Origin of the sequence: Mycobacterium sp. RTGN6, from assembly GCF_033804605.1 — a bacterium.
Taxonomy (GTDB): Bacteria; Actinomycetota; Actinomycetes; order Mycobacteriales; family Mycobacteriaceae; genus Mycobacterium.
Genome location: NZ_JAPZKZ010000002.1, coordinates 724,109 through 746,322 on the forward strand (window position 1 = coordinate 724,109; position 22,214 = coordinate 746,322).

Annotated in this window: 19 protein-coding genes; 9 read left to right on the forward strand and 10 right to left on the reverse strand. The window is 68.6% G+C overall.

Features of this window, described 5'->3' with window-relative positions; all coding sequences use genetic code 11:
• Nucleotides 1-5 precede the first annotated feature (5 nt).
• Nucleotides 6-1,988, reverse strand: coding sequence for a M13 family metallopeptidase (locus SLQ33_RS07575; RefSeq protein ID WP_319453177.1), 1,983 nt, complete (start codon nt 1,986-1,988; stop codon nt 6-8).
• Between the two features lie 59 nt (nt 1,989-2,047).
• Between SLQ33_RS07575 and SLQ33_RS07580 the strand changes: the two genes are divergently transcribed.
• Together SLQ33_RS07580 and SLQ33_RS07585 are read left to right on the forward strand one after the other, a co-directional pair.
• On the forward strand, nt 2,048-2,638 hold the full coding sequence (locus SLQ33_RS07580; protein WP_319453178.1) for a hypothetical protein: 591 nt from the start codon (nt 2,048-2,050) through the stop codon (nt 2,636-2,638).
• Nucleotides 2,635-3,342, forward strand: coding sequence for a hypothetical protein (locus SLQ33_RS07585; protein ID WP_319453179.1), 708 nt, complete (start codon nt 2,635-2,637; stop codon nt 3,340-3,342). Before SLQ33_RS07580 ends, SLQ33_RS07585 begins: the two co-directional genes overlap by 4 nt.
• Here the strand turns inward: SLQ33_RS07585 and SLQ33_RS07590 are convergent.
• Genes SLQ33_RS07590 through SLQ33_RS07600 form a run of 3 tightly spaced genes read right to left on the reverse strand, consistent with a single transcriptional unit; the run spans nt 3,329 to nt 7,531 of the window.
• Nucleotides 3,329-4,018 carry an alpha/beta hydrolase gene (locus SLQ33_RS07590; protein WP_319453180.1) on the reverse strand — a complete coding sequence of 230 codons (690 nt, stop codon included), beginning with the start codon at nt 4,016-4,018 and terminating at the stop codon, nt 3,329-3,331. The genes SLQ33_RS07585 and SLQ33_RS07590 overlap by 14 nt on opposite strands.
• Nucleotides 4,019-4,031: 13 nt before the next feature.
• Nucleotides 4,032-4,556, reverse strand: coding sequence for a helix-turn-helix domain-containing protein (locus SLQ33_RS07595; protein ID WP_413467596.1), 525 nt, complete (start codon nt 4,554-4,556; stop codon nt 4,032-4,034).
• Nucleotides 4,553-7,531 carry an MMPL family transporter gene (locus SLQ33_RS07600; RefSeq protein WP_319453181.1) on the reverse strand — a complete coding sequence of 993 codons (2,979 nt, stop codon included), beginning with the start codon at nt 7,529-7,531 and terminating at the stop codon, nt 4,553-4,555. The genes SLQ33_RS07595 and SLQ33_RS07600 overlap by 4 nt, the downstream gene beginning before the upstream one ends.
• 302 nt (nt 7,532-7,833) lie before the next feature.
• Here SLQ33_RS07600 and SLQ33_RS07605 point away from each other — a divergent pair, with 302 nt between their 5' ends.
• The 4 genes from SLQ33_RS07605 (at nt 7,834) to SLQ33_RS07620 (ending at nt 11,234) form a co-directional block, all read left to right on the forward strand.
• Nucleotides 7,834-8,391: a hemophore gene (locus SLQ33_RS07605; RefSeq protein WP_319453182.1), complete on the forward strand. Its 558-nt coding sequence runs from the start codon at nt 7,834-7,836 to the stop codon at nt 8,389-8,391.
• 191 nt (nt 8,392-8,582) lie between these two features.
• Nucleotides 8,583-8,966, forward strand: a complete 384-nt coding sequence (locus SLQ33_RS07610; RefSeq protein ID WP_319453183.1) for a heme-binding protein — start codon at nt 8,583-8,585, stop codon at nt 8,964-8,966.
• 78 nt (nt 8,967-9,044) lie between these two features.
• Nucleotides 9,045-9,758 carry a response regulator transcription factor gene (locus SLQ33_RS07615; protein WP_319458263.1) on the forward strand — a complete coding sequence of 238 codons (714 nt, stop codon included), beginning with the start codon at nt 9,045-9,047 and terminating at the stop codon, nt 9,756-9,758.
• 9 nt (nt 9,759-9,767) lie between these two features.
• The gene (locus tag SLQ33_RS07620) at nt 9,768-11,234 is read left to right on the forward strand and encodes a HAMP domain-containing sensor histidine kinase (protein ID WP_319453185.1); all 1,467 of its coding nucleotides are present in this window, start codon (nt 9,768-9,770) and stop codon (nt 11,232-11,234) included.
• Here SLQ33_RS07620 and SLQ33_RS07625 read toward each other — a convergent pair.
• Genes SLQ33_RS07625 through SLQ33_RS07635 form a run of 3 tightly spaced genes read right to left on the reverse strand, consistent with a single transcriptional unit; the run spans nt 11,149 to nt 13,859 of the window.
• Nucleotides 11,149-11,520 (reverse strand): DUF3054 domain-containing protein, encoded by a 372-nt coding sequence (locus SLQ33_RS07625; protein ID WP_413467597.1) that lies wholly within the window; start codon nt 11,518-11,520, stop codon nt 11,149-11,151. The two genes, SLQ33_RS07620 and SLQ33_RS07625, sit on opposite strands and share 86 nt — an antisense overlap.
• On the reverse strand, nt 11,513-12,742 hold the full coding sequence (locus tag SLQ33_RS07630) for a M23 family metallopeptidase (RefSeq protein WP_319453187.1): 1,230 nt from the start codon (nt 12,740-12,742) through the stop codon (nt 11,513-11,515). Before SLQ33_RS07630 ends, SLQ33_RS07625 begins: the two co-directional genes overlap by 8 nt.
• A 7-nt stretch (nt 12,743-12,749) precedes the next feature.
• Nucleotides 12,750-13,859 (reverse strand): YbhN family protein, encoded by a 1,110-nt coding sequence (locus SLQ33_RS07635; protein WP_319453188.1) that lies wholly within the window; start codon nt 13,857-13,859, stop codon nt 12,750-12,752.
• Nucleotides 13,860-13,935: 76 nt separating this feature from the next.
• On the opposite strand from SLQ33_RS07635, the gene SLQ33_RS07640 reads away from it, so the two are divergent.
• Nucleotides 13,936-15,120, forward strand: a complete 1,185-nt coding sequence (locus tag SLQ33_RS07640) for an AI-2E family transporter (protein WP_319453189.1) — start codon at nt 13,936-13,938, stop codon at nt 15,118-15,120.
• Here the strand turns inward: SLQ33_RS07640 and SLQ33_RS07645 are convergent.
• From SLQ33_RS07645 to trmB, 3 genes are all read right to left on the reverse strand, one after another.
• Nucleotides 15,080-18,283: an MMPL family transporter gene (locus SLQ33_RS07645; protein WP_319453190.1), complete on the reverse strand. Its 3,204-nt coding sequence runs from the start codon at nt 18,281-18,283 to the stop codon at nt 15,080-15,082. The genes SLQ33_RS07640 and SLQ33_RS07645 overlap by 41 nt on opposite strands.
• 62 nt (nt 18,284-18,345) lie before the next feature.
• Nucleotides 18,346-19,044, reverse strand: a complete 699-nt coding sequence (locus SLQ33_RS07650; protein ID WP_319453191.1) for an NYN domain-containing protein — start codon at nt 19,042-19,044, stop codon at nt 18,346-18,348.
• On the reverse strand, nt 19,041-19,811 hold the full coding sequence (gene trmB / locus SLQ33_RS07655) for a tRNA (guanosine(46)-N7)-methyltransferase TrmB (protein WP_413467598.1): 771 nt from the start codon (nt 19,809-19,811) through the stop codon (nt 19,041-19,043). The genes SLQ33_RS07650 and trmB overlap by 4 nt, the downstream gene beginning before the upstream one ends.
• Before the next feature lie 250 nt (nt 19,812-20,061).
• Here trmB and SLQ33_RS07660 point away from each other — a divergent pair, with 250 nt between their 5' ends.
• Complete coding sequence (locus SLQ33_RS07660) at nt 20,062-20,967, forward strand: hypothetical protein (protein ID WP_319453193.1); 906 nt, start codon at nt 20,062-20,064, stop codon at nt 20,965-20,967.
• Nucleotides 20,964-22,160: a hypothetical protein gene (locus tag SLQ33_RS07665; protein WP_319453194.1), complete on the forward strand. Its 1,197-nt coding sequence runs from the start codon at nt 20,964-20,966 to the stop codon at nt 22,158-22,160. Before SLQ33_RS07660 ends, SLQ33_RS07665 begins: the two co-directional genes overlap by 4 nt.
• The last annotated feature ends 54 nt before the right edge of the window (nt 22,161-22,214 follow it).

Below are 22,214 nucleotides of genomic sequence, written 5' to 3' on the forward strand. Positions count from 1 at the left end.
AGGGCCTAGTTCCAGATGTGCACCCGCGCAGCGGGATCCAGGTACAGCGCGTCGTCATCGCTCACGTCGAACGCGTCGTAGTATGCGTCGATGTTGCGGATCACGCCGTTGCACCGGAACTCCGGCGGCGAGTGGGGGTCGGTGGCGAGCCGGCGCAGCGCCTCCGCGTCGCGAGACTTGGTGCGCCACACCTGTGCCCAGCCGAAGAACACCCGCTGAACGCCCGTCAGGCCGTCGATCGCCGGCGCCTCGCGGCCCTCGAGCGACAACTCGTAGGCCAGCAGCGCGATCGACAACCCACCGAGGTCGCCGATGTTCTCGCCGACCGTGAACGCGCCGTTGACGTGCTGCCCGTCGGTGAGCTGACGCGGCACGAAGTGCTCGTACTGCTCGATCAACGCCGTTGTACGCGTGCTGAATTCGGCTCGGTCGCGGTCGGTCCACCAGTCGACGAGGTTGCCGTCACCGTCGTACTTGGCGCCCTGATCGTCGAACCCGTGCCCGATCTCGTGGCCGATCACCGCGCCGATGCCGCCGTAGTTGGCGGCGTCGTCGGCGTCGGCGTCGAAGAACGGCGGCTGCAGAATGGCCGCCGGGAAGACGATCTCGTTCATGCCGGGGTTGTAGTACGCGTTGACGGTCTGCGGGGTCATGAACCATTCGTCGCGGTCGACGGGGGCGCCCAGCTTGGCCAGCTCGCGGTCGGAGCTGACGACGCCCCCACGCTGGACGTTGCCGTAGAGGTCGGCTCGCTCGACGACGAACGCCGAATAGTCGCGCCAGCGTGCGGGATAGCCGATCTTCGGGGTGAACTTGTCGAGCTTCTCCAGCGCCCGCCCGCGGGTCTCCGGCGTCATCCAAGCCAGGTCGGTGATGCTGACGCGGTAGGCCTCGCGCAGGTTCGCCACCAGCTCGTCCATCCGGGCCTTGGCGTCGGGCGGGAAGTGCCGCGCCACGTACAGCTTGCCCACCGCGTCGCCCATCAGGTTCTCGACGAGTCCGACGCCGCGCTTCCAACGGTCGCGCAGCGCCTCGGTGCCGGACAGGGTGCGGCCGTAGAAGTCGAAGTTCTCGTCGACCAGGTCGTCGGTCAGCAGCGGGGCGCGCCCGCTGATCAAACGCCAACGCAGCCAACGCTTCCAGTCTTCGAAGTCCTCACCCGACCACAGCGCGGCGAATGCCGTCAGCGCGTCGGGTTGCCGCACGACGACCTCGGCGACCCGCTCTGGCGACGTCCCGAGCGCGGTGACCCAGCCGGCCCAGTCGAAGCCCGGCGCCTCGGTGGGTAGCTCGGCGAACGTGCGCAGGTTGTAGGTCAGGTCGGCGTCGCGGCGCTTGACGACGTCCCAGTGCGCGGCCGCGATCTTGGTCTCAAGGGCGACGATCTGCGCGGCCGTGTCGGCATGGGCGTCCGACGGTCCGTAGACGAGTGCGAACATCCGCGCGATGTGCCCGGGGTAGGCCGCCAGGATCGCGGCGTGCTGCGGGTCGCGGTAGTACGACTCGTCGGGCAGCCCGATGCCCGACTGCGACAGGTGCAGCAGATAGCGCGTCGAGTTCTTCGAGTCGGTATCGACGTACGCTCCGGTGCCGCCACCCACGCCGGTGCGCTGCAGCCCGCCGAGCACCACGGCCAGTCCGTCGGGACCGGTGGCGGCGTCGACGTCGGCCAGCTCGTCCAGTAGCGGTCGGACCCCGATGCGCGCCACGGCGTCGGTGTCCATGAAGCTGGCGTACAGGTCGCCGATGCGCTGCTCGTCGGTGCCGGCCGGAGCGTCCGTCGCGGCGGCCTCGGTGATCAGGTCGCGGACCTGCTCCTCCGCGCGGTCGGCGAGCAACCGGAACGCCCCGTCGGTGGCCCGGTCGGCAGGCATCTCGTGGTCGGCCAACCAGCGGCCGTTGACGTGGCCGAACAGGTCGTCTTGCGGGCGGGCGTCCGAGTCGACGTGGGTCAGGTCGATTCCGGAACTCAAGGCTTCTACCGTCACTCCACCATCCTTCCAGACGCGCGCGAAACCGCGCCTGCGCGCCAGGTAGCCTCACGCCCATGCCAGACGAGCCAGCCGACGAAGCCCGGCGACCTGCAGAAGGAGTGTTCACCGGCTTCGGGATCGCGGCGGCGGTGCTCGGGGTGGTGGCCGTGGTCGCGGTGGTGCTCGCGGTGCTGATCTGGAACGGGCACCGCGAGGACGTCGACGAACGCGCCCACCAGACCACCGTGCTTGCGTCCGCTGCGGAGTGGACCAGCGTGCTGATCAACATGAACTCCGACACCGTCGCCTCGAGCATGCAGAAGCTGCACGAGGGCACCGTCGGGCAACTCAACGCGAACTTCGAGTCGGCCGTCGAGCCGTTCAGCCAGGTGGTGCAGAAGCTCCAGTCGCAGACGGTCGGTCAGGTCGAGTCGGTCGCGATCGAGTCGTTGCATCACGCGACGCCCGGCGACGCGGGCATCTCGCCACCGCAACAGCCCGAGTTGTCGACGGTCGCGGCGCGCACCGACACGGTGATCGTCGTGGCCACGTCGGTGAGCCAGAACGCCGGAGCGCAGCCGCTGACGGTGCACTGGACGCTTCGGCTGGGCATCTCCGACGTCGCGGGCAAGCCGCTGGTGTCCAGCCTGGAGACCATCCGATGAGGCTTGGGTTGTTTTCAAGAAATGGTTTGCGGGTGCTCGCGTTCGACGTGCTCGCCCCGCTCGCGGCGATCGCGGGACTGCTGTACGTCGGCGTCGCCCTGGCCTGGCCGCTGTGGTGGGTGTCGCTGTGCTCGGTGCTGTGCCTGCTGATCGTCGAGGGCATCGTGGTCAACACCGTGCTGTTCCGCCGCGACGGCGTCACGGTGGGCACCGATGACGACGGGCCGGGGCTGCGATTGGGCATCGCCGCCGTGGCCGCCGTCGCGTTGGTGACGGCGGTCGTCGTCGGCTATCTGCAGTGGACCGTGCCGCAGCGGACCATGCACCGCGACGCCGACGACGTCGTTGGCGTCGCCAGCAGCGCCGCCGAGGCCTCCGCCACGTTCAGCCCCCAGACCCCGGACGTCGCGCGCGACCGCCTCATCGACATGATGACGAAGCGGGGCGCTGACGCCTACCGCGGCGAATTCGACGCCATGGCAAAGGATTTGGCGAGCAAGAACCTGTCCGTATCGGCGACCACCGTGTCGGCCGGCGTGGAGGCCATCGGACCAGGAGACGCGGTCGTCGCGGTGATCATGCGTGGCACCCAGAACGCGCCGGGCAAGCAGCCGGTGAACGTCGCGCTCCCGTTGCGGGTCACGCTGACCAAGGACGGCGAGCGATGGCTCGTCGATGACCTGACGCCGATCAACTCACGCTGAGCGCAACTAGGCGTCGCGCGAGTTCTGTGGGCTGGCTCAACGAATTCAGGTGCCCGCCCGCCATGACGTCGACGTCGAGCCCCAGCCGCTCGCGCACGACGCGACGCTGAAAGTCCAGCGGGAAGAGCCTGTCGTCGCGGCCGGCCACCACCGAGGTCGGCACGTCGGGCCAGGCGTCCAGCGGCCACGGCTGCTCGAACGGGGTATCCGACTGTTCCGGCTCGGGCTGACGTAGCGCCTCCGCGCGGACGTCGGCCGGGACGTCGTGGAAGAAGTCCTCGACATCGTCGAAGCCCCTGTCGCCCAACCCAATTCGATCGAAGTTGGCGAGCATGGCCTGCTGCTGCCCCGTCGCCGCCCACCACTGGCCGGCCGACTCGCCCGGTCGGGGCACCATCGGATTGACGAGCACGATGCGGGCGGTCGGCACCCGCCCGGCGACGAGTGGTGCGGTGAACGCGCCCATCGACTGAGCCACCAGCACTACCGGTTCGGTCGCCTCGCCCACCGCGGCGCTCACGATGTCGGCGTAGGTGAACAGGTCGGCCGAGTCGTCGTCGGCCGGCAACTCGACGGCGACGGCGTCGGCGCCCGCGGCCTTCAACAGGGGTACGACGAGGCTCCAGTACCACGCGCTTCCGCCTGCTCCTGGAATCAGGACGAAGCGCCCCGCCATGGTGGGAGGGGCGTCAGTCCGTGCGTTCGCCGCGCATCTTGGCGAAGCGGTCGGAGAGCCGTCGCATGCGGATCATCAGCGACGCCGACGGACTCACCGCGCCGCTCACGAACTCGGCGAACTGGTCGCTGGGTATGCCGATCCGCGAGGCGAACTCCTGCTGCGCAAGTCCGGACCGTTCGAGCAGCATGCGCACGTGACGCGCCACTTCGGCGCACTCGGTCTCCTCGAGGTGCGCTCGGGTGCGCGACAGCACCTCGGCCATGGCCTTCGAGACGCCGAACGGGCGCGCGGTCTCGAGGACTTCCTCGACCTGGCGCGCGGTGCGGCCGTAGGGGTCGCGCTTGATCGCGGTGACGATGCGCTGCCAGGTGGTCAGGTCGTCGGTCTCCAGCGCCGCCCGAATGGACGACGTGGGCCAGAACTCGACTGGCCGCCGATCGACCTGGGGACGCCGGGCCGCCGTCTGGGCCGTGGCATGCGGACGGTTGGGAGCGCCGTTGGGAACGCCACCGTGTGCGTCCGTCGTCAACGTCACCTCGCCTCCTCCAGCATCGCTACTGCAACCGACAGGCAACGCTGCCTGACTCTTGCCCAATCTTCGTCCGCGTCGGGGCCCGACGCATCGTGTTCGTCCGATGGGTGCGGGTCGGCCAGCCGGCGAACCAGTTGGGTGGCGACCCACTGCCTTCTCGAGCGCTGCCCACAGTAGTACCGGTCCATTCCGGCAAGCACCACTGCCGCAGTTTGAGTGTCCATCGACTCGGCCAATTCGGCAAACTCTGCGTAGTCGCGGGCGCTGTTGCGGCACATGATGAGGTAGCTCTTGAGCCGCAACGTTTCTGCGCCGGTGGGGATTTGCAGCCGGTCACCGGTGGGCAGCTGAACGTTGGTGGTCTCCATCGGACTTAGCCGTCGCACGACGGGCGGGTCGAGCTCGGCGGCGGTGGACAGCGCGTCGAGCGCGACGGAGAGCCTGCCGCGCCACACGGTGACGGGGTGGATCGGCTGGCGCAGCTTGCGGGTGCGGTTCGTGCCGTTGGTCGCGAGCGCCCCGTTCGACCCGTTGGTGCCGTGCGCGCCGTTGGATCCATTGGTGCCGTTCGTGCTGTGCGCGCCGTTGGTCCCGTTGCGTGGACTTCCGTTGACTTTGGTGCCGTTCTTCATCTGCTCGCCGAACGCGGCCGCAGGCCCACAGCCCTTGAACGCCAGCGGGTCGGCCATCGTGATGGTCTGGGGGGCGAGGCTCTTCAGCTTCGCGGCCGAGCGCACCACGGTGCGGATGTCGGCACCTGACGGGCCCAGCGTCGAGATGTCCTCGGGAATGATGACGAGGTCGCCGATGTCGGCCTTGGGCAGCGGCTTCTCGAAGTCGACCGACGGAAGGGTGCGGTCCAGCCAGCGCGGCAGCCACCAGTTCCACTGGGCGAACATCGCCATGAGCGCGGGCACCAGCACTAGCCGGACCACGGTGGCGTCGACGGCGATCGCGACGGCGCAGGCCACGCCGAGCTGCGCGACGAGCGGCATGCCGGCGAACGCGAAGCCGATGAACACCGCGATCATGATCAGGGCCGCGCTGGTGATGGTGCGGGCGCTGGTGCTCACCCCGTAGGCGACGGCGTCGCGCGTGTTGTTGGTCTGCAGGAACCGTTCCCGGATGCGGGTCAGCAGGAAGATCTCGTAGTCCATCGACAGGCCGAACGTCATCGCCAGCACCAGCGGGGGGATCGTGCTGTCGATCGATTCGAGTTGCTTGAAGCCCAACGCCTCGAACCAGCCCCACTCGAAGACCACCACCAGGCTTCCGTAGGCGGCGGCCACCGAGAGCACCGTCATCAGGACGCCCTTCAGCGCCAGGAACACCGAACGGATCGAGATCAACAACATCACGAACGCGATGAGCGCCACGAAGACGAACACCAGCGGCTGTGTCGCCGCGACCCGATCGTCGAAGTCCTTGATCAGGGCGGTCGGCCCCCCGACGTCGATGTCGGCGCGCGGCCCCGCCGCGGCAGGCAGGTTGGCGCGCATCCAGTCGACCGTCTCGCGGGCACCCTTGTCCTCGGAGTCCACGGACAGCACCGACGACAGCAGCGCGCTGCGGTTGTCGTTGCCGAACACCGGCGGCGACACGTTGACGACGTTCGGACCCTGACTCATCTCCCGTTGCACCGCGTCGAGCGCCGCGGTGTGTTCCGGCCCGTTCGCGTTGCGGTCCCCGAACGTGACGAGCACGCGTATCGGACCCAACGCACCTGGGCCCAGCGCCTCGGCCGCAGCGTTGACGCCCCCGCGGATCTCGTGGGTGGGCTCGAACTGCCGCAACAGGCTGTTGCCCATCGTCATCGCGAACGCAGGCGCGGCAAGGGTCAACAACAGGGTGGTCGCGGCGATCGCCGACAACCAGGGTCGCCGCATCACCCAGCCGACCCAGCGCGTCCAGAACCGCGACTGGGTGGTCTCGGGCCGACGGGAGACGTGCAGCCACGACGAGCGCTTGGCCGCCGCCTTGCCGAACGTGGCGAGCACCGCGGGCGTCAACGTCGTCGACGTCAGCACGGCCACCGCGACGGCGAGGATGGCGCCCGTGGCCATCGACGACAGCACCGGTGTGTCGATCAGATAGATGCCCGTCATCGACGCGATCACCGTCAGGCCCGACAGCAGCACCGCGAGCCCGGACGTCGCCATGGCCGCATCGGCGGCTTGCGCGGGGTCGCGCCCGGAGCGCAGTTCCTCCCGGAAGCGCATCAAGATGAAGAGCGAGTAGTCGACCGCGAGCGCGATGCCGAACATGGACACCGTCGACGTCACGAACACCGACATCTGCGTGTACATCGACAACAGGTAGACCACACCCATCGTCACGACGACGGTGCAGACGCCGAGCACCAGCGGCATGGCCGCCGCCGCCAACGATCCGAAGACCGCAAGCAGCACGATCATGACGATCGGAAGGTTCCACTTCTCGGCCTGCGCGATGTCGTGCTTGGTGGCCTCACTTGCCGCGGCGCCCAGCGCGCCCTGTCCGATGACGTAGAGCTTGACCCTGCCGTCGTCGGTCTGGCCGGGTTGCTCGCCGTCGATGCCGATCTTCTTGCGCAACTCCTTGGCCATGTCGACGCTGCCGCTGGCGAAGTCGGTTTGCAGGGTGACGACGTAGGGCCGGTCAGGCGCTGGGGCCGGTTGCGCCGCGTTGGCGACGACGTGGACGCCGGGCACCTCGGCCGCGATGCGTTCGAGCTGGGTGACCGCGGCGTTCATGTCCTCGAACGAGGCGTCGGCCCGCGGTGCCGCGACGAGCGCGAGCGGCGAGGCGCCCTGATCGGGGAAGTGGTCCTCGACCTGCTGCTCAACGTGCAGCGACTGGGAGCCCGCGACCTCGAACCCGCCGCCGGTGAGATTCCCCGCGTGGTTCAGCGCGAGGTAGATGGAGGGCGCCAAGAGCAGCAGCCATGCCGTGAAGACGACCCAGCGATATCTCCGCAGGTTGCTGCTCAACCGCATCATGAACTGCTGGATGGCGGACCTCTGTCTGTGTGATGCCTTCGGCCTGGCGTTTCGTAGCGTGAGCGTACCGCAGCATGAGGTAGGGTGACCCGCTCCGCGACGGCCCGACGGCCTGGTACCGGCCCGTGTGAGCCAGCGATTCTCCTGATCGCCACCTGCGTATTTGCTGGGTGGATTGGGCGCGGGCCCGTCGGCGATGGCACTATTGCCTTCGGGTCAGTTCGGGTCGGGCAATGGGATTCACACCGATCGCGAGTGCGTGCGAGCCGACGAGTGCGTTCGCACGCCATAAGGAGTCAGCCATGAAGACGACCGCCAGACGCGCGCGCCGCCGCCTCGGCGCCATGTTCGCTATATCCGCCGCAGGCGGCGTTGTGGTGTTCGCGATGACGGCGCCCAACTCGCCGTCGGCCACCGCCGCGTCCGACCCATGTGCGGCCAGCGAGGTGGCCAGGACGGTCGGATCGGTCGCCACCGCGACGGGCAACTACCTCGACTCGCACCCGGAGACCAACCAGGCGCTCACCACGATCTCGCAGCAGCAGCCCGGACCGCAGTCGCTGGGGTCGCTGAAGACGTACTTCGACGCCAACCCGCAAGCGGGCAAGGACATCCAGCAGCTGCAGTCGCCGCTCGTGGTGTTGTCCACGCGCTGCAAGCTGCCGCTGACCCTGCCGCAGGTGCTCGGCTTGATGCAGGGTGCTCAGGCCCAGGCGCCCGCCGCTTTGCCGGGAGCGCAGCAGACGGTACAAACCGTCACCGTTCCCGGAACCGTCGGGCCGGCCCAGTCCAGCCCGGCGACGGCGGCGACCAGGGGTTCGGGGCCGCTGCCGGGGCCGTCGCTCACCGCTACGGGGTAGCCGGCGCACCCCGCACGACCCGCGCGAACGTCGCACGCCATGCCCGTGACCAGCGCGTTCCGGCTTTCTTGGAACTCGTTGTGCGCAAGCCAAGAAAGTAGTCCCGGATTCTGATTAGCTCTTCGTAGTCGGCAACCGCGCTCGGTTACGGCCTTCAACCAAGACTGCAGAATTCGTGAAGGAGCTTGATCATGTTGCTCTCGGCCCGTGCTGGACGGCGCGTAGTTGCTGGCGCAATGGGCGCCGGTGCGATCGCCAGCGCCATGCTGTTCGGTGCGATCCCGTCGGCGATGGCCGACGATCCGGCCCTCAACCCCCCGAATTGCACGGCTGCCGACCTGGCGGGCGTGGCGTCGGGTGTGTCGGCTTCGACGTCGGCGTACCTGTTCACGCACCCCGACGTGAACTGGTTCTTCACCAGCCTCGAGGGCAAGCCGCGTGACGAGGTCCGCACCGAGGTCGCCGACTACCTCGATGACAACCCATCGGTGAAGGCCGACCTGACGGGCATCCGCCAGCCGTTGGTCGATCTGAAGAACCGCTGCGGCACAGCGCCTGCGCCTGCCATTCCGTAGTCTTCGTTCGGGGCGGGTGAGTCACTGGCGGGTTGGGGGCACCTCCCGCCTGTGAGGAAGAGCGGAACTACCCCGACAATGGCAACCGCAACGGCGCATGAAGGCGCAGGCCGCATGGTCCTGATGGTCGACGACGATCCGGACGTGAGGACCTCTGTGGCGCGCGGATTGCGGCACTCGGGGTTCGACGTGCGGGTCGCCGCCACCGGCAAGGAAGCGTTGCGGCTGCTGTCCAACGAGTCGCACGACGCGCTGGTGCTCGACGTCCAGATGCCCGAGCTCGACGGTGTCGCGGTGGTAACCGCCTTGCGCGCGTTGGGCAACGACATCCCGATCTGCGTGCTGTCGGCTCGCGACACCGTCAACGACCGCATCGCCGGGCTCGAGGCAGGCGCGGACGACTACCTAACGAAGCCGTTCGATCTCGGCGAGCTCGTCGCGCGGCTGCACGCGTTGCTGCGCAGGTCGAGTCACTCGGATCGACCGTCCGACACGATGACCGTCGGCCCGCTGACCATCGACACCGCCCGGCGGCTGGTGTTCGTCGACGGCGAGCGCGCCGACCTGACCAAGCGGGAGTTCGACCTGCTGGCTGTGTTGGCGGAGAACGCCGGTGTCGTGTTGTCTCGGCAGCGGCTGCTCGAGTTGGTGTGGGGCTACGACTTCGACGTCGACACCAACGTGGCCGACGTGTTCATCAGCTATTTGCGCCGCAAGCTCGAACGTGACGATCGCCCAAGGGTGATCCACACCGTGCGTGGGATCGGCTACGTCCTGCGCGACGAACCGTAGCCTTGTCGCGTGCGGCTTCCCCGATTCGGACGATCGGCCTCGCTGCGCACCCGGGTGGCCATCGCCTCTGCGGTCGCGGCGTCGGCGGTGGTGGCTGTGTTCACCGTGCTTACGTCGGTGGTGCTGCTGAACAACGATGCGGAACAACTCGACCGACGGCTCGACTCGATCGTCGAAGCGAGCGTCGACCCCGACCAGTCCGCTGACCCCACCCACGCGGTGCTCACCACCGGACGGACGCGGACCACCGGTCAGGTGGTGTTCCAGCGCGGCTTTCAGCTGCCCCGGTTGGAGCCCGGCACCGCCAACGTGATGGTCAACGGTGTCGACTATCGGGTGCGCACGATCCTCATGGAACAGCAAGACAACCTGCTCGTCTCGGTCGGCATCCGCGCGGAGGGCGCGCTGCTGAACCGGACCAGGATTCCGTTCTACACCGGGGTTGGCGTGGTCACCGTGCTGATCGCGGCCGGCCTGGGCTGGATGCTGGCCGGTCCCGCCATCCGGCCGCTGCGGCGGCTCACCGAGCAGACCATGCGACTGGGCAAGGGCAGCTCGGAGATGGACGCGGTGAAGGGAGCAAGGGAAGCCGAGGAGTTGTCCGATGCGATGGTCGGCATGCTGAGCCGGCTCGCCGCGGCGCAGCAGGTCACCACCAACTCGCTGCAGGCTGCGCAGGACTTCGCGGCCAACGCCGCGCACGAGCTTCGGACGCCGCTGACGGCGATGCGCGCCGACATCGACACCTTGCGCATTCACGACCTGCCAGCCGATGAACGCGACGAAGTGGTGGCTGATCTGGCGCGCGCTCAGCGCCGCGTGGAGGCCATCATCACCGCCCTCGGGCAGCTCGCGTCCGGCCAACTCGCCCAGGCCGAGGACCGCGAGCCGATCGACGTGACCGACATGCTCGATCGGGTCGCGCGGGAGAATATGCGGGCCAGTACCGCGGAGCTCCTGGTGGAGGCCGACGAGAACATTGGCAGCATCGAGGGCTGGCCCGGCGGCTTGCGTTTGGCCGTCGACAATCTGGTCCGCAACGCGATCACGCACGGCGGGGCCAGTCGGATCGTGCTGGCGGCGCACAGGACACCCGGCCCGTTGAATCCCGAGTCGGAGCGCCGGGGCCCCGACGTGCTCACGATCGTCGTCGACGACAACGGGCGCGGGCTGCCCGCCGACGAGCACCAGGCGGTGATGGGCAGGTTCGCCCGAGGGAGTACCGCGGTGCCGGGCGGCTCTGGGCTTGGACTAGCGCTGGTCGCTCAACAGGCCGAGTTGCACGGCGGTGGAATCGAACTGTCGGACAGTCCGCTCGGTGGGTTGCGCGCAACCTTGATCGTAGCGACTTCTCCTGAGCCGGAACCAGATTCAGCCTTGGAGTCGGCCGTCAGCGGCGATTCAGGATCGCTGCGGCGCCGCGCCAGCCGAGTAGCAGGATGGCGGTCACCAATGAAGCGACCACCACGAAGCTGAGCGCGGTGCCCTCTGACGTCGCCTTGCGAATCAGCATGCCGACGACGACGGTGCACAACCACACGACGAGCCCGGTGGGTGTCACCGACGTTGGGCTTCGCCAAGCGCGGGCGGCAAGCCATCCGGCCGCCGTGCCCGTCAGGAACGGCCACGCGGTCTCGGCCACTCCGGCGAGCGTCACGCCCTCGGCGTGGCTGCGCCGACCGATCGCACAGAACACCAGCACGCACAACACGTCGGCGGCCAAGGCGACGGCCACCGGCCGCACGCGCGTGCCGCTAGCCATTGGCATAGCTCATGACGTCGAGCACCAGTGGGCTGGTGTCGGTTTCGTCGCGGGGGGTGAATCCAGGCTTCATCGGTGCGGGCTTGCCCAGCAGGACCGGGTCGAGCGCGTCCATCGACGGCATCATGCCATCCAACTTGAAGGACGTGAACACGAAGGGTAACCCGTTGGACCGCAACGGGTCCGGTGTGCTCATCACGTGGAAGTGCAGATGTGGAGCATCGGTGTTGCCCGTGTTGCCCAGGTTGGCGATGACCTGCCCCGACGTCAGCTGGTCACCCGGTTTCACCTTGACGCTGCCCGTCTTCAGGTGCGCGTAGAAGGCGTAGTTGCCGCCGCCGATGTCTTGCACGACGTGGTTGCCGCCGTACTGGTCCAGCGGTAGCCCGGTCGGACTCTGGCCCGCGACCTGTTCGGGCAGCCCCTCCATCACGCCGACGACGGGCCCATCGGCCACCGCGTGAATGTCCGCACCGAAGTACGGGTAGCTCTCGGGCTTGGACCGGTCGCCCTTGTAGACGGTGCCGTCGGCGCTGAGCTGGACGTAGTCGATGGCGAAGCGTTCGGCGGCCCACAGCGCTCCGTTGAGCGGGTTCATCGCCATCCGGTGCGCGGTCATATCGCAACAGCTGTTGGCGTCCAACCACATTGGCCCGTCCAGTGGCGGGGAGATGACGGCAGGCTGATGGTCCGACACCGTCACGTGCGCGACGTCCTCGGTCATCGTGGCGGGCAGCAGCGGCGGCATCGGCTTGGCGAGCGTGACGTCGAGCGTGTGCGTCAACTCCGTCGGCACCGGCGTCCCGCCATCTACTTCCACGTCGAGCCAGACGATTCCGCCTTGGCCCGGACCGAGTTTCGTGGTCGGCGTCTGACCGGCGCCCAGGGCACGCGTCCAGTAGGCCAGCTTGTCACCGGTGAGCGTCAGCAACGGCTGATCCCCTGACTTGACCGTTAGCGACGTCAGCGTCACGTCGAAGCCCATCGCGTTGACGAGCTGCAACTCGTATGCCAGATGGACCCTTCCGTCGGTCGCGGGCACGGGCACCGGCGCCGCGATGACGCTCGCGAGCACTGGAGTGGCCGCGCCTACCTCGGCCGTGGTCGTGGTTGGCGCCGACGAGGTCGACGAGGTGGCCGTATCCGTGGCGGAGCTCGTGCAGCCGGCACTGAGTACGGCGACGCCGACGACCGCAATCGCCCTTCGCACAACGGTTTTCATGTCGCTCCTAGGGCTTGGGCTCGGGCTCGGGTTCGTCTGGCGCTTCGGCGGGCGTCGCGTCGGGATCGATGTCCTTCTCGGTGCGGAACACGAAGAAGAACACCACCCACCCGATCGAGGAGATGAAGATCCAGCTCACCATCCGGTAGATGAGCATCGTGGAGATCGCCGACGCCAACGTCATTCCGCTGGACACCAGACCGGGTACCAGAACCGCCTCTACGACCAACAGGCCGCCGGGCATCAGCGGGATCGACCCGACGGCCCGAGCCGCCGCGTAGGCGACCGTCAGCGCGGCGAGCGACGGGCGGCCGCCGGCTGCGTATGCGGCGAACGCGAGGCAGGCCACGTCGGCGATCCAGTTGAACAACGACCAGCTGAACGCGGTCGACAGCGTGCGTCGGCTCAGGCTGACCGACTCCAGCTGCCGGAGCATTTCGCGCCACTTCTCCAGCCCGGTGTCGGCGGGTTTCCCGCGCACCGAGTTGACCCACGACAGGATGCGCACGCCGATGCCGTCGATCTGTTGCGGGTTCTTGGCCACGGTCTGGGCCAGCAGGAGCAGGGCGACGAATCCGCCGAGCGTGAAGATCAGCGAAAGGGGGTTTCTGCTCGCGCCCAGCATGAAGGCGCCCGCCAGACCCAACAACGCCAGGCCGACGACTTGCAGCACCCCGGACATGACCAGCTGCCAGGACGCCACCACCGGGGAGGCGCCCCAAAGGCGTTGCTGCCGATAGACGAACGTCGCGGACAGCACCGGCCCGCCCGGCATCGTCGTCGACAACGCGTTGCCCGCGTAGAACGCCGCCTCCGAGCGCCACTGCTTGACGTGCACGCCCGCGGACTTCAGCAGGGTGCGCTGAATCTGGGCGAAGCTGTGCATCGACGCGAGCGCCGCGACCGCTGCGGCGAGCACCCACCACCAGTTGGCCGACAGCAGGGTTTTCCAGGCCTTCGACAGCTGGTCCCACACCAGCACGACTTCGACCGCCAACACGGTGACGGCGACGCCGATGACCACCCAGCGCAGCCACCAATATTTGCCACGCGGGCGGCTGGGCGACGACGCTTCCCGCGTCGCTTCGCCGCCGCCCTCGAGGGCGCCCTCAGACACGCCCTACAGAGTAACGGCGCAGGACACTGCGGGAACGTGCGTCGTTGGGGCGCGTCGAGGCCGTTACAGTACCGACATGCCATGGGGTTCGTCCGTTGACTCAGTTGCCGACGCGTCGGTGCAACCGCTAGTGCGGAAGGCGGCGGCCTGGTCGTGGCGGCTGCTCGTCATCCTTGCGGGGCTACTGGCTTTGCTGTGGGTCGTCGTGCATCTTGAGTTCATCGTGGTGCCGTTCGCGCTGGCCACCATGGTGACCGCGATGCTGGTCCCGGTCGTCGACTGGCTCGACCGGCGCGGCTTGCCGCGCGGTGCGGCCGTGGCGATCGTGATCCTGTCCGGCTTCACCGTCGTCGGCGGCATCCTGACGTTCGTCATCAGTCAATTCATCGAGGGCGCACCGGCTTTGGTCGAACAGGTGACCAAGAGCATCAACGGCGCCAAGGAGTGGCTGACCACCGGCGTGTTCTCGCACTTCAGCGCCGAGCAGATCGACAAGTTCACCACCGGCGCGATCGACGCACTGCAGAGCAACCAGGCCAAGCTCACCACCGGCGTCTTCACGACGGCGGGCACCATCACCGAGATCGTCGCCGGCGCGTTGCTCATGTTGTTCACGCTGATCTTCCTGCTGCACGGCGGTCGCAACATCTACGCGTTCACCACGAAGATCTTCCCGGTCACCGTGCGGGAACGCGTCCGCGACGCGGGGCGTGCCGGGTTTGCGTCCCTGATCGGCTATGTCAGGGCGACGTTCCTCGTCGCACTGGTCGATGCCATCGGCATCGGCACCGGCCTGGCGATCATGGGCATCCCCCTCGCGCTGCCGCTGGCCTCACTGGTGTTCCTCGGCGCCTTCATCCCGCTCATCGGTGCGGTGATCGCCGGCGGGCTGGCCGTGATCGTTGCGCTCATCGCCAAGGGTTGGGTGTTCGCGTTGATCACGTTGGGGTTGATCATCGCGGTGCAACAACTCGAGTCGCACATTCTGCAGCCGCTGGTCATGGGTCGCGCGGTGTCGGTGCACCCGCTGGCCGTGGTGCTGGCGATCGCCGGGGGCAGCGTGCTCGCCGGAATCATCGGAGCCCTGCTGGCGGTACCGATCGTCGCGTTCCTCAACAGCTCGGTACGAGTGCTACTGGCGCAGGACCCGGCCGCGGAGGAGCAGGTGTTGGAGGCCGAAGTGGGTCCGCCGATCAAGGCCGAACCCGACGACGTCGAGCCTAAAGCCGGCCCTCTCGACGCAGCAGATCCGCAGCACTGACGCCGCCACCGCCCCGTCGCTTCGGCTGGTCGTCCTGGGCTTCGAGCTTCTCGGTGGCGTCCGCGTCGGGGCGCTGAGCCGGGATGGCGGTCGTCGGCTCGTTTCCGCTGGGGGCCGGCTTCGGCGTCCGGGGCCGTTGCTCGGGCATCGCCCGCGTCGGCGGCTCGTTCGACGGAGGTGGCGTCGCACTCGGACCGCCGGCGCGTAGGTCACCGAGCCACGATTCGATCTCGCGGTTGCCCGCCGCGCTGGAGCCCCGCGCGGGAGCGGCGGGCGGGCGCTTCGCGGAACTTCGCGGCGCGGCCGGACTCTTCGGGGCCGCGAACCGCGTCGTCGGAGGCTCCGCGGCTGGCGAAGGGGGCGCTTGCGTCGGGATGCGTGTGGTGCTGGCCGCCGACGGCGGATTCGCCCGCGGCGGCACGGACACGGGCCCTGGTCGCCCCGGGACGCCTGGGCGCAGGCCACCTTCGGGATGTCCCGGATCGTGAGGCGGTCGCGGTCGGCCTGGCGGCAGAGCCAGGGCTCCGGCACCGACCAGGGCTTCCTCCGGCTCGCGGACGGTAGGCCGCTTGCGTTCGTCGGGTAGCTCGGTCTCGCCGAGGCCGAGCCGCTCCTGAATTCGTTTCATCCAGCGCGGTGCCCACCAGCAGTCGTCGCCGAGCATCTTCATGATCGCGGGCACCAGGAACATCCGGATGATCGTGGCGTCCAGCAGCAGCGCGAGCAGCAAACCGAAGGCCAGGTACTTCATCATCACCAGGTCCGAGAACACGAACGCGCCGGCGACCACGGCCAGGATCAGGGCGGCGCCCGTGATCAGTCGGCCCGTGGTGGCGGTGCCGATTCGGATGGCCTCCGCGGTGGACATTCCGCGCTCCCTGGCCTCGACCATGCGGGACACCAGGAACACCTCGTAGTCGGTCGACAGGCCCCAGATGACCGCGATGATCAGGCCGATCATCGGCGCCATCAGTGGCTGCGGCGTGTAATTCATCAAGCCCGAGCCGTGGCCGTCGACGAACATCCACGTGAGGATGCCCATCGTCGAGCCAAGCGTGAGCGCACTCATCAGCGCGGCCTTGATGGGCAACACCAGCGATCCGAAGGCCAGGAACATCAGGATCGTCGTGGTGATGATCAGCAGCGCGACCATCAGCGGCAGTTTGGCGAACAGGCTGTGGATGCTGTCCTGTTCCAGCGCGGGCGTGCCGCCCACCATGATCTCCAGACCACGCGGCGCCGAGATCCCGCGGAGCTCCGCGACCTTCTTCGCGGCGTCGCCGCGGTTCTCGAGACCGTTCTGAATCACCCGGACCGAGGGGTCCTGCGAGTTGCCGCCGCGTGGCTGCCACATCTTCGAGGCGTCACCGTCGGGCTCGATGAAGCCGGAGATGGCCATGGCCTTGTTGCGGATCTCGGCGACCTGCTGGTCGCTGACCGGCTCGCCGTCGGTGTTCTTTATGACCAGCGTCAGGGGCTCGGTGCGGAAAGTCGGGAAGGTCCTGTCGAAGTCCTCCTGCGCGACGCGCACCGGGTTATCCGGCGGCAGGTACTTCTCGCTGATGCCGCCCAGAGCGATCTGTCCCAGCGGAATGATGAGGATGACCATGAAGATCACGATGGGTGCGGCGAACGCGATGGGCCGCTTCATCACGACGTTGACGAGCTTGCCCCAGAAGCCCTTCTCGACCTCGGCGCGCGTCTTGGTCTTCTGCGTCTTCTCGGCCAGCCAGTTCACCCACCAGACGATCGGGGTGCGGGCGAGCGGGACGTAGCGCGCGAGTGCAAGACCGACGACGATGACGGCGACGAAGATGACGACGCCCAGCATGACCCAGTACAGCGCCGTGCCGACGGTGTCCTTCAGCGCGATTGCGGCGTAGGCGAGCCCGCCGAGCAGCGTGATGTAGGCCAGCGTCAGGCCGATGAACGCGAACTGGGCGCCCTGTTCGCCGGTCGCCCGGATCTGCTTGCGCGCCCGGTGGCCCAGCCAAAGACCCACCGGCGGAAGCAGCAGGCCGGCGGGGATCGAGGCGATCGCGAAGGTGTTGCTGCGCGGGTTGTTCGGATCCGAGACAACCGGGGGCGACTCGATGAACTTCAGCAGCCAACGCACGCCGAGTGCGTCGACCCTGGTCCCGAGGATGCCGAGCGCGGCGGGCAGCACGGTGATCGACAGGATCGCCGCGAGCATGACGGAGCCGATGATCGCGTAGGTGATCGACTTCAGGAAGCCCTGCGGGAACAGCAGCAGCGGTACCGAGGAGGCCACCAGGATCACCGCGGAGAACATGATCGTGCGGCCCGACGTCATGACGGCGCGCCGGACGGCGGCCTCGGTGTCGTAGCCCTCGGCGATCTCCTCACGGAAGCGGCTGACCATGAACAGCCCGTAGTCGATCGCGATACCCAAGCCCATCAGCGTGACGACGGGCTGAGCAAAGAAGTGCACGGGCATGAACTCGGCGGCCAGTCGCATGAGGCCGAGCGCCCCCGCGATGGTGAGGCCGCCGATGATGCCCGGCAGGGCCGCCGCGATCACGCCGCCGAACACGAAGAACAGCACGACGCAGACGAGGGGGATGGCGGCCACCTCGGCGCGTTTCTGGTCCTCGCCGATGGTGCCGGTGAGCGAGCTGGCCAGCGGGTTGAGGCCTGCGAGCTGGATGTTGCCGCCGTTGACCTGCAGCAGATCCGGTTCGATCGTCTGGTAGTTCTTGAGGATTGAGTCGTCGTCGTCGCCCTTGAGCGGGATGCTGACGAATGTCTTCGACAGGTCCGCCGTCTTCATCTGCTGCACCGTGGCGAGCGTGGTGGTTGGCGCTTTCAGCCATCCCACCCACGCCTCGATCTGGTCAGGATGGTCTGCCACCAGCTGGTCGAATTCGGCGACGGTCGACTTCATCCATTCGGGGTCGTCGACCTTCTTACCGTCGGGCGGCGTGAGGATCGCCACGACGTGGCTCGTTCGGTCGCGTCCGTAGGCCTCATCGGCGGCCAGCGATGCGGCGACCGATTGGCTGCCCTCGTCGTAGAAGCCACTCTGGGTGACGTGCTCGCCGAGGCTCATCCCGTACACGCCGCCACCAAGGCACAGTGCGACCATGATCCCGATCACTGCGTATCGGAATCGGTACACCGTTCGACCCCACCAGGCGAACACGTTCAGCTCCTCACGATCTTCTTCAAGTCTCTTTTCGGTTCCGTGCCCATCGCCTCAGCCATTCACACGCGCGAGACCAGTAGCGCCGACAACGGCCGGAACGGCTGCAGCCAGGCCCCCTGCTCGGGAAGCGAATCCAGGCCGATTCGCGGTAGCGGCTCCCGGAAGACGCCAGGGATGTCCTCCAGGTCGACGAACTCCAAGGTATCCGACGCTAGCGCCCAACTCGCATGTTCGCGAAATCCGAGAACCTGTACTTCGACGCCATCGCGAGCGATGTCCTCGAGCGGCAACCTGAACGCCTGACCGTCGGCCGACGCGACGATGACGCTGGCCAGACCCTCGGAACGGCGCAGCGCGATGTGGCCGAGCATGTCGCTATCTACGTCGCTGTCGTCGTCGATCTTGGGTTTGGCGAAGACCGCGAATCCGACGTTGCGCAGCGCCTCGACCCAGGGCCGCACGACGTCGGCGCTACCTGGGGCGATGTTGGTGAAGACGGTGGCCTCGGGCTCGAGCGCGACCTGCGACTCGTCGTCGGTGCGCTGTTCCGCCAGTTCGGCGGTGCGGGCCAGCAGCCAGCGGCCAAGCGCGTCGAAGCGGGGGCGGTGTGCCGCAGTGGGGCGGCCGCCGAGGATCGAGCCAAGGCCCATGTCGAGATTGGGTGCATCCCACACCAACAACACCCGCTGCGGCGTGGCGGTCGCCGGCGCGGAGTCGGGATCGTCGTGCAGGTGCGCGATCTCCTCGGTGACGCTCATGGGCGAATCCCTCTCGCAGCTGGTGCGGACTTCGTCCACATGAACTCGGTGACGGCGCTGCCCGCACGGTGCGCCTTCGCCTCGAAGTTGGTGGTGGGCCGGTGCACGGAGATGGGCAGCTCGGCGTCGGGCGCGACCCGGGAGAGCCGCGGTTCGGCGTCTCCGACCTCGGCGATCTGTTCGGCGTACCCGGCGTGATCGGTGGCGGCGTGCAGGACGCCACCAGGGCGCAGCCGATCGGCGATCAATGCGACGGTCGGCGGCTGCAACAGCCTGCGCTTGTGGTGGCGCGCCTTGGGCCACGGATCGGGGAAGTACACGCGCACACCGGTCAGCACGTCGGAGGCCAGCAGGTGCTCGAGTACGTCGACGCCGTCGCCCCTGATCATCCGGACGTTGGTCAGGCCCTCACGGTCGACGCCGCTGAGCAGTTGGCCCAGCCCACGGCGATACACCTCGACGGCGATGACGTCGACGTGCGGCTCTTCGATGGCCATCGCGAGGGTCGATACTCCGGCGCCGCACCCGATCTCCAGCACCAGCGGTGCGGACCGGCCGAACCAGGCGTCGGGGTCCAGCTCACCCGCAGGTTGGCCGTCGCCGTCCCTCGCTTGCATGCCCAGTTCGGGCCACAGCCGATCCCAGGTCTGCTGCTGCGCGGTGGACAGCGTGGAGTGCCTGGTCCGGAAGCTGGTGACACGTGGGTAGGGATGCGCGGGCACGGGTGTCTCCTCGCGCTGCGCATGCATCCGTCCATCGTCGCGCATACAGCTCTATGTGCCCGCATCGTGGCGCAGATTGATACCCAATGGTTGCTTTCTCCTCCTGCGCGTTCGCGGGCCGAAAACCGCCGCTCTGAGGGGGTGCCGAGCGGTGCGACGATGGCTGCAGGGTGCTTGGGGGGTGCCGAGTGTGATGCCGAGCGGATGGGGCGAGGGCCCACGGTCGTTCACCGCGGAACTGACGCGGTTCGCTGAGACGGTGCCCTGCGCACACTTGGCACCGCTGGTTGCGCGGATGAGCCGTCCACTCGGCGTTGCCGTCGTCGGTCGCCGTGGAGTAGGTCGGCGCACCGTCGAAGCGGCGCTGCTCCTGAACGGCGTCCGGGTGGTGGCTGCGGAGCCCGACGTCCGGGTGCTCGTGATTGCCGAAGCGTTCAAGCCGGAGGACGAGGCGCTGCTGGGGGCCGATCCTGGTGTGACGCTGATCGTGCTCACCAAGGCCGACGTGTTCGGAGCTGCGCGCGACGGCCCGTTGGCTGCGGCGTCTCGGTGCGCTGCGGAGGTCAGCGCGGCGACGGGCGTCGCCGTCGTGGTGATGATCGGCCTGCTGGCGACGGTCGCCGACCTCGACGACGAACTGCTTGGCGCGCTGCGCACCCTGGTGACCGTGCCCGCGGAGCTCGGCTCGGTCGACGCGTTCGTGGCCGCCGACCACCCGCTCGACGGAGCGGTGCGGGCGCGGCTGCTCGACCGGCTCGACCGGTTCGGCGTCGCCCACGCGCTGCTGGCGCTCGCAGACGGGGCAGCCCCGGCCGCGGTGGTCACGCGGCTGCACGAGCTGAGCAACGTCGACGGTGTGCTCGCCGGACTGCGTCGGGTCGCCGCGCCGGTCGGGTACCGACGCGTTGCGCAGGCGTTGGCCGAATCACGTTGTCTGCATGTGCGATTCGGCGACGACCGGCTCGGGGAGTTCGTGGGCTCCGATGCGGTGGCGATGGCGATGATGACGGCCGCCGTCGACGTCGTGGAGGCGGCCGGGTTGACGGTCGACCGCGGTGACGACGCGGGTGCGCACGCTCGTCGGGCCGTGCAGTGGAGCCGGTACGCCCGCGGTCCCGTCAACGCCCTGCACCGGGCCTGCGCCGTCGACATCACCAGGGGCTCGTTGCGGCTGCTGGATCGGGCGGAGTCCGGCCGATGACATCGCCGCAGGTCGTGTTGGTAGCGGGCGCTCGGCGCTCGGGGGTTACCAGCGTCGCCGCCGCGCTGCGCGAACGGATGCCGGAGCACGCCGTCGTCGAGGGTGACGCTCTTGCGGGCGAACGCCCCGCGGTGGTGGTCGTGGTGGCGTCGGCCGTCGCACCGGTGGCCGAATCCGATTGCACTGGAATCGATGTGGTGACTGCGGAGGTCGACGCGGTGGTTGGGGTGATCGCCAAGATCGACGCGCACCGCGGGTGGCGCGACGTGCTCGCCGCCAACCGCGCCACCTTCGCGGCGCGGTCCTCGCGGTACCGGGCGATTCCGTGGCTGGGCGTCGCGGCGGCCCCGGACGTCGGCGACCCGAACGTGGACACGCTCGTCGCGGCGCTGCGCGAACCTCTCGACGAGTCATCCGGGCGACTGACCCGGGTGGGACGGTTGCGAGGGTGCCGCGCCGCGCTAGTTCGCGAGCGCCGGTCGACGCGGACCGAGCGGGCGATGACGTTGCGCGCGGGGCTGCACCGGGAGCGCCTTCGGCTCGGTCGGTTCGTCCGGCAGCGCTGCGCTGGGCTGCGCGCAGAGTTCCGTGCGGCCGCCGCCGAGGTGCCTCGTGGCCGGGCCCGCGACTTCGAGCAGGCGCTCGCCGCCGAGGCCAGCGAGGTGCTGGCTGAACTCGACGAGCAGATCGCCACGGGGTTGGGGGAGTTGGCCGCCGCACTCGGCGTTGCTGCCCCCGCTACGCCCGGACTGATCGTCGCGCCGGAACTACCGGGGCTGCCCATCACGACGCCGGGTGTGGAGAGCCGCCTGACCGTCGCGCTGGGCGCGGGGTTCGGGTTGGGCGTCGCGATGGCGGTCAGCCGCGTGATGACCGGGCTCGCGCCGGGACTCACCGTCGCGGCGCTCGCGGTCGGCGGGCTCGCGGGGTGTGCGTTGACGGCGTGGCTGGTGATGGCGCGGGCGCTGCTGCAGCACCGGGCGGCGCTCGACAGATGGGTGACCGAGGCCGTCGCAGCGCTGCGTTGGCAGGCCGAGGACGTCATCGCAGGCGGGCTGCTCGCGGCCGAAGCCGGCCTCGCGACGGAACTCGGGGCCCGCGACGAAGCCCTATCCGTCGCGGCGGCGGAACGCATCAGGGGCATCGACGACGAAATCCGCAGGTTGACCCGGCACGAGGAAACGGGCAGGTGAGCCACTGTGAGTCCGCAGCATTCAATTGCGGAAAATGCGGCCCAACTTTTGCGT

Coding starts and splice junctions, on each gene's coding strand:
- SLQ33_RS07615 (WP_319458263.1), top strand. CDS start 9,045: ATGGCAACCGCAACGGCGCATGAAGGCGCAGGCCGCATGGTCCTGATG.
- SLQ33_RS07600 (WP_319453181.1), bottom strand. CDS start 7,531: ATGATGCGGTTGAGCAGCAACCTGCGGAGATATCGCTGGGTCGTCTTC.
- SLQ33_RS07580 (WP_319453178.1), top strand. CDS start 2,048: ATGCCAGACGAGCCAGCCGACGAAGCCCGGCGACCTGCAGAAGGAGTG.
- SLQ33_RS07660 (WP_319453193.1), top strand. CDS start 20,062: ATGAGCCGTCCACTCGGCGTTGCCGTCGTCGGTCGCCGTGGAGTAGGT.
- SLQ33_RS07625 (WP_413467597.1), bottom strand. CDS start 11,520: ATGGCTAGCGGCACGCGCGTGCGGCCGGTGGCCGTCGCCTTGGCCGCC.
- SLQ33_RS07590 (WP_319453180.1), bottom strand. CDS start 4,018: ATGGCGGGGCGCTTCGTCCTGATTCCAGGAGCAGGCGGAAGCGCGTGG.
- SLQ33_RS07630 (WP_319453187.1), bottom strand. CDS start 12,742: ATGAAAACCGTTGTGCGAAGGGCGATTGCGGTCGTCGGCGTCGCCGTA.
- SLQ33_RS07640 (WP_319453189.1), top strand. CDS start 13,936: ATGCCATGGGGTTCGTCCGTTGACTCAGTTGCCGACGCGTCGGTGCAA.
- SLQ33_RS07650 (WP_319453191.1), bottom strand. CDS start 19,044: ATGAGCGTCACCGAGGAGATCGCGCACCTGCACGACGATCCCGACTCC.
- SLQ33_RS07605 (WP_319453182.1), top strand. CDS start 7,834: ATGAAGACGACCGCCAGACGCGCGCGCCGCCGCCTCGGCGCCATGTTC.
- SLQ33_RS07610 (WP_319453183.1), top strand. CDS start 8,583: ATGTTGCTCTCGGCCCGTGCTGGACGGCGCGTAGTTGCTGGCGCAATG.
- SLQ33_RS07585 (WP_319453179.1), top strand. CDS start 2,635: ATGAGGCTTGGGTTGTTTTCAAGAAATGGTTTGCGGGTGCTCGCGTTC.
- trmB (WP_413467598.1), bottom strand. CDS start 19,811: ATGCGCGACGATGGACGGATGCATGCGCAGCGCGAGGAGACACCCGTG.
- SLQ33_RS07665 (WP_319453194.1), top strand. CDS start 20,964: ATGACATCGCCGCAGGTCGTGTTGGTAGCGGGCGCTCGGCGCTCGGGG.